Consider the following 12,886-nt stretch of genomic DNA (forward strand, 5'->3'; position numbering starts at 1 on the left):
GGGGGAGCACGGGAGATGTATACGCGAGGGTGGTTGCGTCGAGGAGCACCCCCACCCCCGTACAGGAGCGGGTGCCGCCCCCCCCCCCCCCTCTCCCCCCCCCCCCCACCCGTGCGTCGTGCGGCGGGCGTCGTGCGCCCTGTGTCGTGCGGCGGGCGCCTTGCGTCGTGCGCCTTGCGGCGGGGGCCGGTACGGCTCTGTCGGGCGGGCGCCTTCACAGGACGGTGAAGCTGTCTGCGGCGTACCGGAACCGCGTCGGGAGGCCGTCCGCGGCACCCGGCCCGTACCGCCCTCGGTAACCTGACGGCGCCTGTCAGGTTATGCGGGCACGATGCCGTCCATGAACACCGTGGACAGCACCCACAGCAGGCTCGTCCTGCGGCCCGGCGACGCGGGTTACGAGGACGAACTCGCCGGATTCCAGACCGGTTTCACGCAGCGGCCCGCCGTCGTCTTCGCGGCGGCCGGCGCCGACGACGTGGCCGCCGCGGTGCGTCACGCCGCGGCGGCGGGCCTGCCGATGGGCGTCCAGGCCACCGGGCACGGGCTGCCGGGCGACTCGCAGGGCGGGGTACTCGTCACGACGCGGCGCATGGCCGGCGTCACGGTCGACGCCGGGGCCCGCACCGCCCGTGTCCAGGCCGGCGTCCGCTGGGCCGACGTGATCGCGGCGGCCGGGCCGTCCGGGCTGGCCCCGCTGAACGGGTCGGCGCCGGGCGTGGGCGCCGTCTCGTACACGCTGGGCGGCGGACTGGGCATCCTGGCCCGGGAGTTCGGGTACGCGGCCGATCATGTGCGCTCGCTGGACGTGGTCACCGGGGACGGGCGGCTCCGCCGGGTGACCCGGGCGTCGGATCCCGGCCTGTACTGGGCGCTGCTCGGCGGCGGCCACCACCTCGGCATCGTCACCGCGCTGGAGACGGAGCTCGTGCCGGTGACCCGGCTGTACGGCGGCTCGCTCGCCTTCGACGGGCGCGAGGTCGACCCGGCGACCGCGCTGCGGGCGTACGAGCGCTGGACGCGGACGGTTCCCGACGGCCTGACCTCGTCGTTCGCCGCCGTGCCGTACCCGGACGTGCCGGGGGTGCCGCCGCCGCTGCGCGGGCGGTACGCCGTGTCCGTACGCGTCGCCCACCCGGGTCCGGCCGCCGAGGGCGAGCAACTCGTCGCCCCGCTGCGGAGGATCGGCCCGGCACTCACGGACTCACTCCGCGAGATGCCGTACTCCGAGAGCCACACCATCCACAGCGATCCGGACTTCCCGCACACGTACTACGGGGACAGCGCGGTGCTGCGGGAGCTGGACGTCGGGGCGGTGGCCGCGCTGCTCGCCCTGACCGGGCCTCAGGCGCCCGTCATGTGCGTCGTGCAGATCAACCACCTGGGCGGGGCGCTGGCCCGGCCCGCGCCGAACTCCGTGCCGCACCGAGCGGGGCGTTTCCTGGTCCGGCTGCTGGCGATGGCCGACCGGACACGGGCACGCGCCCTGCTGGATCCGGCCTTCGCCCTGCTGGAGCCGTGGACGACCGGGCGCATGCGCAACTTCGCGTTCGGGGCCGGCGACCGTCCGGACGGGCTGTACGACCCCGGAACGCGCGAGAGGCTCGCCGGGCTGAAGTCGGTGTACGACCCGGCGAACCTCTTCGGGAGTGCCTGAGGGATCAGCGGTCGAGGAACTTCCAGGCGGTCGGCAGCACGCCCATCGCCAGGGCGGCCTTGAGGGCGTCGCCGATCAGAAACGGGGTGAGGCCCGCCGCGATCGCCGCGGTGAGCGACATGTCGGCGGCAAAGGCCAGGTACGGGACGCCGATCGCGTAGATGACCGCCTCGCCGAGGAGCATCGTGCCCGCCATGCGCAGGACCGAGCGGTCGGCGCCGCGGCGGGCGAGCGCGCCCACGACGGTGGCGGCGAGGAGCATGCCGAGGATGTAGCCGAACGACACGGTGACGCCCGAGCCGCCGCCGGCGAACCACGGGACACCGGCGAGGCCCAGCAGCGCGTACAGGGCGAGGGAGAACAGGCCGCGGCCCGCGCCGAGCGCGGTGCCGACGAGGAGCGCCGCGAAGGTCTGGCCGGTCACCGGCACCGGGGAGCCCGGCACCGGCACGGAGAGCTGGGCGGCGAGCCCGGTGAGCGCGGCACCGCCGGCCACGAGCGCCACGTCCCTGACGCGAGAGGCGGGCAGCAGGTCGGCGAGGACCTGGCGGGGGCGGGCGGTCACGACAGCGGTACTCATGGGGACTCCGGCGGCTTCTCACGGTTCGGGACACCGTGACGCTATCCCAGGGCACTTGGGCCGATCACCGTCAGCGCTCGACAAAGGGGGGAACGCGCGCTTGGTGCCCTTCCGACAAAGAATACCGGGGACACCCACGGCAGCGTGATGCTGGTCACTGTGGTGGGGTCGGTTTGCCCACGGGGACGGGTGAACGGGGACTGTAGGGACCCGCCAAAGGCCTCCGTCGCGACTTTGGCCCGCCGCCGCGCCTGTGCCCGCGTCGGCACCCGTGCCCGCAACCGCCTCACACCCGTCAGGTAACCGGACCCTTACGTTCCGTATCGTGGGTGTCCGCATGCTGGGCAGCCCCTCCGTCCGGGCGGGGTGACTGCCCAGACTGTGGGCGTTTTTGCCCCGTCTCACGTAACGGACTCCCCACGCCATGTCCCGGACCGCTCCCGACACCGGCGTCGACCGACCCGACGACGCCACCGCCGACCCGGCACCGCCGCTCTCGCACGGACTCAAGCAGCGCCACCTGTCGATGATCGCCCTCGGCGGGGTGATCGGGGCGGGCCTGTTCGTCGGGTCCGGCGCGGGCATCGCCGCCGCCGGCCCGTCGATCGTCGTCGCGTACGCCGTCTCCGGTCTGCTCGTCATGCTGGTGATGCGCATGCTGGGCGAGATGTCGGCCGCCCACCCCTCCTCCGGCTCCTTCTCCGCGCACGCCGAGCGGGCGATCGGACCGTGGGCGGGCTTCGCCTCCGGCTGGTCGTTCTGGGTGCTGTTGTGCACGGCCGTCGGTCTGGAGGGCATCGGCGCCGCGAAGATCGTCACCGGCTGGCTGCCCGGTACGCCCGAGTGGGCCTGGGTGGCGCTGTTCATGGTCGCCTTCTGCGCGGCCAACCTCGCGGCCGTGAAGAACTTCGGCGAGTTCGAGTTCTGGTTCGCCGCACTCAAGGTCGGTGCGATCACCCTGTTCCTGGTGCTCGGGGTGCTGGCCGTCGCCGGGCTGCTGCCCGGCACCGACTCCCCCGGCACGGCGCATCTCACCGGCGAGGGCGGCTTCCTGCCGAACGGCAGCGAGGGGCTGGTCATCGGCCTGCTCGCGTCCGTCTTCGCGTACGGCGGCCTGGAGACCGTGACCATCGCGGCGGCCGAGTCCGAGAACCCGGTCCAGGGCGTCGCGCGGGCCGTGCGCACCGCGATGTGGCGCATCGCGCTCTTCTACATCGGCTCGATGGCGCTCATCGTGACGCTCGTCCCGTGGGACTCCGCCCAGGTCGTCGAGAAGGGCCCGTACGTCGCCGCCCTCGACCAGCTGGGCATCCCGGGCGCCGCGCAGCTGATGAACGTGGTGGTCCTGGTGGCCCTGCTCTCGGCGATGAACGCCAACATCTACGGCGCCTCGCGCATCGCGTACTCGCTGGTGGAGCGGGGGCAGGGGCCGAAGGTGCTCGGCCGGGTCTCCGGCGGGGTGCCGCGGGCCGCGGTGCTGGCCTCCTCCGTGTTCGGCTTCGGCTGCGTGCTGCTCAGCTACTGGCGGCCCGACGACGTCTTCCCCTGGCTGCTGAACATGATCGGCGCGGTGATCCTGGTCGTCTGGATCTTCATCGCGGTGGCGCAGCTGCGGCTGCGGCGCACGCTGGAGCGGGAGGCGCCGGAGCGGCTCGCGGTGCGGATGTGGGCGTTCCCGGTGCTGACCTGGGTGGCGCTGGCGGCGATGGCCGCGATCCTCGTCCTGATGGCGCGGCAGCCGGACACCCGGGTGCAGCTGTACTCGACGGGCGGGATGACGGCGTTCCTGGCGGCCGTCGGCTACGTCCGGCAGCGGACGCGCGCCCGCGGCTGACCCGCCGCCCGCAGGGGCCCCCGCACGGAGACCGTTTCCGTGCGGGGGCCCTTGCGCATGCCGCGGCCCGTATCCGTGCGGGGCCCTTGCGCATGCCGCAGACCGCTTCCTTGCGGGGCCCTGCGCATGTCCCGGCGGGTGGAGCGAGCCTCTTGCCGTTAGAATGCAGTTGCAAGTAACTTGCAACAAGACGTCGGAGGGGACCCCTGGCATGGCCGTCTACACACTTCCCGAGCTGCCGTACGACTACGCCGCGCTCGCGCCCGTGATCAGCCCCGAGATCATCGAGCTGCACCACGACAAGCACCACGCGGCGTACGTGAAGGGGGCCAACGACACGCTGGAGCAGCTCGCGGAGGCGCGCGACAAGGAGACGTGGGGCGCGGTCAACGGCCTGGAGAAGAGCCTGGCGTTCCACCTGTCCGGGCACATCCTGCACTCGATCTACTGGCACAACATGACCGGCGGGGGCGGCGGCGAACCGCTGGCCGCGGACGGCGTGGGCGAGCTGGCCGACGCGATCGCCGAGTCCTTCGGCTCGTTCCGGGCCTTCAAGGCGCAGCTGTCGAAGGCCGCGGCGACCACGCAGGGTTCGGGCTGGGGCGTCCTCGCCTACGAACCGCTCAGCGGCCGGCTGATCGTCGAGCAGGTCTACGACCACCAGGGCAACGTGGGCCAGGGCGCGACCCCGATCCTCGTCTTCGACGCCTGGGAGCACGCCTTCTACCTCCAGTACCGCAACCAGAAGGCGGACTTCGTCGAGGCCATGTGGCAGGTCGTCGACTGGCAGGACGTCGCCCGCCGGTACGCCGCCGCCGCGTCCCGCACGGACGTGCTGCTGCTCGCTCCCTGACCGGGACCCCCGATCGTCCTGCTCGTGATCGTCTTCTCACCCTTCACGCGCAGGCGGAAAAAGACGTGAGGCCCCCGCGAGGACGTGACTCGCGGGGGCCTCACGGACGAGGTGCGCTCCGGCCGGGCGGCACGGGCGACCCCGGTGGCTCACAGGTTGCTGAAGTCCGGGCCCTTGGTGCGCGTGCGCTTGATCTCGTAGAAGCCGGGGACCGAGGCGACCAGCAGGGTGCCGTCCCACAGCTTGCCCGCGTCCTCACCCTGAGGGGTCGGGGTGACCACCGGCCCGAAGAACGCGATCTGCTCGCCGTTCGCGCCCGGAACGGCGATCACCGGGGTGCCGACGTCCTGGCCGACCTTGTCGATGCCCTCCTTGTGGGAGGCACGCAGCTGAGCGTCGAACTCGAAGTCCTCCTGGTCGGCGTAGTCGATCAGGTCCGCCGGGAGACCGGCGTCGGCGAGCGCCGCCGCGATCGCCTCGCGGGTCGCGTCCTCGCCCTGGTTGTGGAAACGGGTGCCGAGCGCGGTGTAGAGCGGGCCGAGGACGTCGTCGCCGTGCTTCTGCCAGGCCGCCGTGACCACGCGGACCGGGGCCCACGCCTTGGTGGAGAGCAGCTCGCGGTACTCCTCGGGCAGCTCGTCCAGCCTCGACTCGTTCAGGACGCCGAGGCTCATCACGTGCCAGCGGACCTCGATGTCGCGGATCTTCTCCACTTCCAGCACCCAGCGCGAGGTCATCCAGGCCCAGGGGCACAGCGGGTCGAACCAGAAGTCGACAGGGGTCTTCTCGGACATGGCTCTCCTCGTGAGGTCTGTTTCCCCAGGGCAACACCGGCACGCGCCCCCGCCATTCCCGGGTGCCCGCGGTCAGGAGCACATGGCAGGATCGGTCCTGTTCACGCATGCCGATCACGTCACGAAGGAGTGCCGCCCGTGCCCGGTGAGAATCTGTCCCGCGACGAAGCCCGGGAGCGGGCCGCGCTGCTGTCCGTCGACGGGTACGAGGTGTCCCTCGACCTGCGGTCCGCCGTGGGGGACGCCGGGAGCGAGCCGCGCACCTTCCGGTCCGTGACCACCGTCCGGTTCCGCTGCGCCGAGCCCGGCGCCGCCACGTTCGCCGACCTGATCGCCCCGAGCGTGACCGCCGTCTCGCTGAACGGCCGGGACCTGGACCCCGGTGCCGTCTTCGACGGTGCCCGGATCCGGCTGGAGGACCTCGCCGCCGAGAACGTGCTGGTCGTCGACGCCCAGTGCGCCTACTCCCGTACCGGCGAGGGCATGCACCGCTTCGTCGACCCGGAGGACGGCGAGGTCTACCTGTACACGCAGTACGAGCCCGCCGACTCCCGCCGGGTCTTCGCCACCTTCGAGCAGCCGGACCTCAAGGCGCCCTTCCGCGCCGAGGTGCGGGCCCCCGAGGGCTGGACGGCGTGGAGCAACGGGATCGGCGAACTGGCGGACGGTGTCTGGAAGTTCGCCGAGACGAAGCCGATCTCGACGTACATCACGGCGTTCGTCGTCGGTCCGTACCACTACGTCACGGACCGCTACCTGCGCACCTTCGACGACGGTACGACGCTGGAGATCCCGCTCGGCGCGATGTGCCGCAAGGGCCTCGCCCCGCACTTCGACGCGGACGACGTCTTCCTCGTCACCAAGCAGGGCCTGGACTTCTTCCACGACCACTTCGACTACCCGTACCCCTTCGGGAAGTACGACCAGGCGTTCGTGCCCGAGTACAACCTCGGCGCGATGGAGAACCCCGGACTCGTCACCTTCCGGGAGGAGTTCATCTTCCGCGGCAAGGTGACGCAGGCGTCGTACGAGCGGCGCGCCAATGTCGTCCTGCACGAGATGGCACACATGTGGTTCGGCGACCTGGTCACCATGCGGTGGTGGGACGACCTGTGGCTCAAGGAGTCCTTCGCCGACTTCATGGGCAGCTTCTCGATGGTCGAGGCGACCCGGTTCACCGACGGCTGGATCACCTTCGCCAACAACCGCAAGGCGTGGGCGTACCGCGCCGACCAGCTGCCGTCCACGCATCCGGTCACGGCCGACATCCGTGACCTGGAGGACGCCAAGCTCAACTTCGACGGCATCACGTACGCCAAGGGCGCGTCCGTGCTCAAGCAGCTGGTGGCGTACGTCGGCCGGGACGCGTTCCTCGAAGGCGCCCGCCGCTACTTCAAGCGGCACGCGTACGGCAACACGCGCCTGGGCGACCTGCTGTCGGTGCTGGAGGAGACCAGCGGACGCGACCTGGCAGCGTGGTCGCGGGCCTGGCTGCAGACCGCCGGCGTCAACTCCCTGACCCCGCAGGTGATCCTGAACGCGGAGGGCCGGATCACGGAGCTGGCCGTCGTCCAGGAGGCACCGGAGTCGCACCCCGAGGTGCGGCCGCACCGGGTGGCGGTGGGACTGTACCGGCGCTCGTCCGGCGGTGCCGTGGAGCGGTACGCGCGCGCCGAGGTGGACGTCGAGGGGCCGCGCACCGTCGTCGGCGAACTCGTCGGCGCCGAGGCGCCTGACCTGGTCCTGGTCAACGACGACGACCTGACGTACTGCAAGGTGCGCTTCGACGAGAACTCGCTGGCGACGCTGCGCGAGCGGCTGGGCGAGATCGCCGACCCGCTCGCCCGCGCCCTGTGCTGGTCGGCCCTGTGGAACCTCACCCGCGACGGGCTGATGCCGGCCCGGGACTTCATCGGGCTGGTGCTGCGGTTCGCGGGGCGCGAGTCCGACATCGGTGTGCTCCAGATGCTGCACGCCTGGGCGCACTCGGCGCTCACCCACTACGCGGCGCCCGTCTGGCGGCCCGAGGGCGGCCGGCTGCTCGCGGACGGCGCGCTGAAGGAGCTGCGGATCTCCGAGCCCGGCAGCCAGGAGCAGCTCACCTGGGCCCGGTTCCTCGCCCGCGTCGCGTCCGACGCGTCCGACCTCCAGCTGCTGAAGGGGCTGGTGGAGGGCACGGCCAGGATCGACGGCCTGGACGTCGACCAGGAGCTGCGGTGGGCGTTCCTGGAGCCGCTCGCCGCGGCCGGTGAGGCCGACGAGTCGGTGCTGGCCGCCGAGCTGGCCCGGGACGACACCGCGTCCGGCAAGCGGCACCAGGTGCGCTGTCTGGCGGCCCGCCCGTCGGCGGCGGTCAAGGCGCAGGCCTGGGCGTCCGTCGTGGAGTCCGACGCGCTGTCGAACGCGCTGGTCGAGGCGACCATCGCGGGCTTCGGCCGGCCGTCCCAGCGCGAACTGACCGCGCCGTACACCGCGAAGTACTTCGAGGCGATCGAGCGCGTGTGGGCGGAGCGTTCCATCCAGATCGGGATGGACGTGGTCCGGGGCCTGTTCCCGGCCCTGCAGGACTCACCCATGACGCTGGACGCGACGGACGCGTGGCTGTCCGCGCACGAGGGGGCGCCGCCCGCGCTGCGCCGCCTGGTCCTGGAGGCACGGGACGACCTGGCGCGCTCACTGCGCGCCCAGGCGTGCGACGCGGCCGCCGGCTAGAGGTCCCGGCTCCCCGGAGGGCACCGGTCTCGCCGGTGCCCTCCGTGACTACGAGAACAGCGGTTACCGGATACCTGGACGCACGGCCGCGACTCCGTCGGTCCCCGGCCGAACCTGCCGTTTTCGGCAGTCGAACGTCCGTACTTTAGGACGGGCTTGTCCGGATTCGTCGACGGACGTGTAACAGCGGTTAAGGAACGGGTCGCGGGCGGAAAACTCGGGGGCATGACGCACAACACCCCGCTCTCCCCCCGCCCCCTCCGTCACCTGTCCGAGGTGCAGCGGCGCGTGCTGACCACCGCGCAGCTGCGGGCGCGCGGTGTGACCGCCGCCGAGGTGAACGAGCAGTGCCGCCCGGGCGGCCCGTGGCAGCAGATCCTTCCCGGGGTCCACGTCCTGCACCCGGGCCCGCCCTCCGGCGAGGAGCGGCTGCACGCGGTCCTGATGTACGCGGCCCGCTCCCCGCTGCGGGCGGCGGCGCCCGGTGTCCCGGTCCAGCCGGGTGCGCAGGAGCCGCGCCGTCCGGCGTACCCGGACGTGTTGGTCACCGGTCTCGCCGCCCTCGCACTGCACGGCTTCTCCGGCACGCCCCCGCTGTCCTCCCTGGAGCGGATCGACGTCCTGGTCCCCCGGCTGCGGCGGCTGCGCTCGACGGGCTGCGCGCGGATCGTGCGCACCGCGGTGCTGCCGGTCCCCGAGCAGGTCGCGGGTGTGCCGCTCGCCCCGGTGCCGCGGGCCGTCGCCGACGCCGTGACGGAGCCGTCGGACGCGGCCACGGTGCGCAGGCTGCTCACGGAGGCGGTGCGCGGCGGCCACTGCGAACCCGCCGCGCTGGTGCGGGAGCTGACGCAGGCCCGGCTGCTGAACCGGCCGCACGTGGTGGACGCCGTGGACTCGCTGCTGGCGGAGGGCCGTTCGACCGCCGAGGACCGCCTGCACCGCATGGTGCGTGAGTACGGCCTGCCCGACCCGGTGTGGAACGTGGACCTGCGGCTGCCGGGCGGCCCGCACCTGGGCGGTCTCGACGCGTACTGGCCCGAGCAGGCGGTGGCGGTGGAGCTGGACACCCGCGCGCCCCGCCAGGGCCTCGGGCAGGACGACGACGCGCTGTGGTCGGAGTACGCCCGTAAGCGGGAGCACCTGGAGCGGCTGGGCATCACGGTCGTCCACATCACCCCGCGCAAGCTGCGGGACGCGAGGGAGCAGCAGGCGGCGGTCGTGCGCACCGCCCTGATGGCGGCCGGCGACCGTGATCCGGCGGCGTATGTCGTGGTGCTGCCCCGGTAGTGACGGACCGGGGACACCGGGAGGGGCACGGAGGGGCCGCCGGACCGCCGGCGGCCCCTCCGCGTACGTGCGGCCCGTCCGCGGGGGCTACTCGCCGCAGTACTCCGCCTCGATCACGGCGTCGCTGTCCCCCGACCAGTCGCCGTTGAAGTTGAAGGCGAGGGAGTGCCGGCCGTCGGCGGTGGTGACGGCCTCCGAGGTGGAGCCGTGGATGCCGCCGCCGTGGCCCCAGACGTGGACGCCGCAGCTCAGTTCGCGGTCGATGAGGCCCAGGCCGTAACCGGCGCCCGGGATCTCGTCGGCCCGGACGGTGGTCTTCATCTCCCTGAGCTGCTTCGGCGGGAGGAGCCTGCCGCGCAGCAGCGCGGAGTAGAAGCGGTTCAGGTCACGGGAGTCGGCGATCATCTCGCCCGCGGAGGAGGCGAGCGAGGGGTTGAGTTCGGTGACGTCGTACGTAGGTCCGGTCGTCGTGGCGGCGAGCTTGCCGTAGGCGCGGCTGCTGGGCCCGGGCACCCTGGGATAGGTGCCGGGCACGAGGGTGGCGTGCAGCCCGAGCGGCTCGACGACGCGGCGGCGGATCTCGGTCGCGTACGGGTGACCGGTGGCCTCCTCGATCACCAGACCGGCGAGAACGTAGTTGGTGTTGGAGTAGTGCCAGGACGTGCCCGGGGCGAAGTCCGGCTCGTGGTTCATCGCGAGGCCGACGAGCTGCCGGGGTGTCACGGTGTCGAAGCGGTGCCGGAGGAAGCCGTCCTTGAGGAAGTAGGTGCGGGTGAAGCGCTCGTCCTCCGTGAAGTCGTAGATACCGCTGGTGTGGTTGAGGAGTTGGCGCAGCGTGATGCGGCCGCCGTCGTGGCCGTGGCCCCGCACCATGCCAGGGAGCCACTCGTCGACGGTGTCGTCCAGGGACAGCCGGCCCTCCGCCTCCAGTTGGAGCAGGACCGTCGCGACGAAGGTCTTGGTGATGCTGCCGACGCGGTACCGGTCGTCGGCGCGGCGGGGCGCGCCCGTCTTCAGGTCGCCGGTCCCCGAGGCCGCCTTCCAGGTGCCGTGCTCGTCCACGGCCCGGGCGGCGACGCCCGGGACGCCGTCCCGTACGGCGGCGTCCATGGCCTGCCTGGTCGGCGTGTGGTCCCGTCCGGCGGGCGCCGCCGCCGCGGGCCCCGCCAGGGTCACGGCCACCGCCGCCGCGGTCGCTCCCACCAGTCCCGTACGCACTGACATGTGTTCCCCCATCGTCCTGATTCCGTGAGACGTGCACGGTCAGGGGGAGGGACCCGGCGGGCGGGGCGGCAGTTGCCTGCCGCGCGGGCGGTTGAGTGCGTTTCAGCCCTTCTTGAGGACCAGTTCGGTGTTGCGGTCGCCGGGAGCGCCGGTCAGGTCGGTGCGGGCGCCCGGTGCGTTGAAGGACAGTTCGCGGTAGAGCGCCGCGAGGCCCGTCTGGGTGAGGTCGGCGTAGTCGGTGCGGTGCGGGGCCGCGGACTCGACGAGGGTGGTGAAGAGGGAGACCGTGCCGTCCTTGTTGTCCACGACCTCGATGACGCGGGCGAGTTGGGGGAAGTCGACGTGCGAGGCGGTGGAGATCTCCCAGAAGGAGCCGCCGCCCGACGCGGTGTGCGGGGTGATGTCGTTCTTGTGGCTGTGGCCGTTGACCCAGGCCAGCACGTTGCGGTGGCTGCCGAGGAGGGCGAGCAGTTCGGCGCCGCCGTGGCGCTTCTCGCCGGGGTGCGCGGGGTCGGCGCGCAGGTTGCGCATGGTCTTGCTGGTGTGGTGGCTGAAGACGATGACGTACGAGTCCTTGTTGTCGCGCAGTGTCCGCTCCAGCCAGCGCAGCTGGGCCGTGCCGACCGAGCCCTCGTAGTGGCCGCCGGGGTCGGTCGAGTCGAGGCTGACGCCGAGGACGTCGTCGGCGATGCGGAAGGCGTAGTACTGGGTGCCCGCGGCGAGGTTGGCCTCGGAGTAGCCGTGGCCGACCGGGCCGGGGCCGGTGTGGGCGGGGTCGAGGTGCGCGGCGAGGTACTCGGCCGGGGTGAAGGGGGCGCGCGCCTCGTCGGGGGTGACCGCACGCATGCGGCGGGCCTGGGACTTGAGCATCGCCCGGAAGTCGACGCCCTTGGGGTCGCCGCCCTGCTTGACGTTCTTCCAGAGGGCGGCGCCCACGGTCTCGTCGAGGGTCATCAGCTTCCTGCCGCCGACGGCGAAGTCCGCGAAGAAGGAGTCGCCGGGCGCGTAGCAGCCGCCGGGCAGCGCGTCGTGGTTGCCGACGGTGGAGTACCACGGCAGGCCGAGGCCGGGGCTGCGCAGCTCGCGGACGGCCGCGTCGAGAAAGCCCCGGATGCGCGGGAACCCGTGCTGCTTGTCGGCGTCGCGCAGGGCCGTGTCGGGCTGCCAGTACAGCTTGAGGTCGCTGTTCTGGACGCCTTCGTAGTGGCGCGGGTCCCCGGAGTTGGGGGTGATGCGGCCACCGCTCATCACCTTCAGGAACCAGTCGAGTTCCGTCTTGGAGTTGTTGTCGGTGTTGTCGCCGGTGGTCATGACGAAGTGGAGCGGGGAGCCGGTGACGGGGGCTCCCCGCAGGGAGTTGACCCGCTCGACGAGGGAGACGGCGCCGGCCACCGACAGGGCTTCCTGGGGGCGCCAGGCGCTGGCGGTCTGGGCGCGCAGGTACTCGTAGCGCAGCGGGTGCTGCACGTCGACCAGATGCAGGTCGGTGAACTGGACGAAGGCGGCGAGTGCGGTGCGCCGTCCGGCGCGGCCCGTCCTCGGTGCGGCCAGCTCGCCGCGTACGACGCGCGGCCAGGCGGGGCCGTCGCCGAGCCGCCGGTAGCCGGAGCCGCCGCGGGGCGCCGCGACCGAGCCCAGGGTGGTGCCGCGCGTGTAGGGCGCCAGGGGCGCGGCGGGCGCCCGGCGCGACATGGCGACGGGTGCCTGGCCCGCGGCGGCCGGCGCCTGACCGGCGGCGGCGTGTGCCTCGGCGGCGGGCCGCAGCGCGTACCCGATGCCCGCGGAGAGCGAGACCGCGCCGGCGGCGGCGAGCAGGGCGCGGCGGTCGAGGGATGCGGTGGTGGCGGAGGCGGCGGCTGTGGCGACAGAGCGTATGCGCGACATGGCGCGATCTCCCCGAGTACGAACGCGTCGGCAGTGGTCGCGGGGTCTCGTCCGACGAAAT

General features: G+C 72.7%; 9 protein-coding genes. 5 read left to right on the top strand and 4 right to left on the bottom strand.

Annotated elements, in window-relative coordinates:
- The first annotated feature begins 340 nt into the window (after positions 1-340).
- Entirely contained in the window at positions 341-1,657 is a 1,317-nt protein-coding gene (locus tag AC069T_RS12290) for an FAD-binding oxidoreductase (RefSeq protein ID WP_478782662.1), read from the top strand.
- Between the two features lie 4 nt (positions 1,658-1,661).
- Here the strand turns inward: AC069T_RS12290 and AC069T_RS12295 are convergent, their stop codons facing one another.
- Positions 1,662-2,237 (bottom strand): biotin transporter BioY, encoded by a 576-nt coding sequence (locus AC069T_RS12295; protein ID WP_478782663.1) that lies wholly within the window; start codon positions 2,235-2,237, stop codon positions 1,662-1,664.
- Positions 2,238-2,661: 424 nt separating this feature from the next.
- On the opposite strand from AC069T_RS12295, the gene AC069T_RS12300 reads away from it, so the two are divergent.
- Both AC069T_RS12300 and AC069T_RS12305 read left to right on the top strand, forming a co-directional pair.
- Complete coding sequence (locus AC069T_RS12300) at positions 2,662-4,071, top strand: amino acid permease (RefSeq protein ID WP_478782664.1); 1,410 nt, start codon at positions 2,662-2,664, stop codon at positions 4,069-4,071.
- Positions 4,072-4,282: 211 nt separating this feature from the next.
- Positions 4,283-4,924, top strand: coding sequence for a superoxide dismutase (locus AC069T_RS12305; RefSeq protein ID WP_478782665.1), 642 nt, complete (start codon positions 4,283-4,285; stop codon positions 4,922-4,924).
- Between the two features lie 149 nt (positions 4,925-5,073).
- Here the strand turns inward: AC069T_RS12305 and AC069T_RS12310 are convergent, their stop codons facing one another.
- On the bottom strand, positions 5,074-5,718 hold the full coding sequence (locus AC069T_RS12310; RefSeq protein WP_478782666.1) for a mycothiol-dependent nitroreductase Rv2466c family protein: 645 nt from the start codon (positions 5,716-5,718) through the stop codon (positions 5,074-5,076).
- 138 nt (positions 5,719-5,856) lie between these two features.
- Between AC069T_RS12310 and pepN the strand changes: the two genes are divergently transcribed.
- Both pepN and AC069T_RS12320 read left to right on the top strand, forming a co-directional pair.
- Positions 5,857-8,430, top strand: a complete 2,574-nt coding sequence (pepN, locus tag AC069T_RS12315) for an aminopeptidase N (RefSeq protein WP_478782667.1) — start codon at positions 5,857-5,859, stop codon at positions 8,428-8,430.
- 225 nt (positions 8,431-8,655) lie between these two features.
- The gene (locus tag AC069T_RS12320) at positions 8,656-9,717 is read left to right on the top strand and encodes a hypothetical protein (RefSeq protein ID WP_478782668.1); all 1,062 of its coding nucleotides are present in this window, start codon (positions 8,656-8,658) and stop codon (positions 9,715-9,717) included.
- A gap of 87 nt (positions 9,718-9,804) precedes the next feature.
- Here AC069T_RS12320 and AC069T_RS12325 read toward each other — a convergent pair whose 3' ends face one another.
- Entirely contained in the window at positions 9,805-10,941 is a 1,137-nt protein-coding gene (locus AC069T_RS12325) for a serine hydrolase domain-containing protein (RefSeq protein ID WP_478782669.1), read from the bottom strand.
- 102 nt (positions 10,942-11,043) lie between these two features.
- On the bottom strand, positions 11,044-12,825 hold the full coding sequence (locus AC069T_RS12330) for a TIGR03767 family metallophosphoesterase (RefSeq protein WP_478782670.1): 1,782 nt from the start codon (positions 12,823-12,825) through the stop codon (positions 11,044-11,046).
- Positions 12,826-12,886 lie beyond the last annotated feature (61 nt).

It is taken from the genome of Streptomyces sp. NPDC043867, from assembly GCF_056435845.1.

Excerpts from the sequence above, each read along its gene's own strand:
- AC069T_RS12320 (WP_478782668.1), top strand. The coding sequence starts at position 8,656 with ATGACGCACAACACCCCGCTCTCCCCCCGCCCCCTCCGTCACCTGTCC.
- AC069T_RS12305 (WP_478782665.1), top strand. The coding sequence starts at position 4,283 with ATGGCCGTCTACACACTTCCCGAGCTGCCGTACGACTACGCCGCGCTC.
- AC069T_RS12290 (WP_478782662.1), top strand. The coding sequence starts at position 341 with ATGAACACCGTGGACAGCACCCACAGCAGGCTCGTCCTGCGGCCCGGC.
- AC069T_RS12300 (WP_478782664.1), top strand. The coding sequence starts at position 2,662 with ATGTCCCGGACCGCTCCCGACACCGGCGTCGACCGACCCGACGACGCC.
- AC069T_RS12310 (WP_478782666.1), bottom strand. The coding sequence starts at position 5,718 with ATGTCCGAGAAGACCCCTGTCGACTTCTGGTTCGACCCGCTGTGCCCC.
- AC069T_RS12330 (WP_478782670.1), bottom strand. The coding sequence starts at position 12,825 with ATGTCGCGCATACGCTCTGTCGCCACAGCCGCCGCCTCCGCCACCACC.
- AC069T_RS12295 (WP_478782663.1), bottom strand. The coding sequence starts at position 2,237 with ATGAGTACCGCTGTCGTGACCGCCCGCCCCCGCCAGGTCCTCGCCGAC.
- AC069T_RS12325 (WP_478782669.1), bottom strand. The coding sequence starts at position 10,941 with ATGTCAGTGCGTACGGGACTGGTGGGAGCGACCGCGGCGGCGGTGGCC.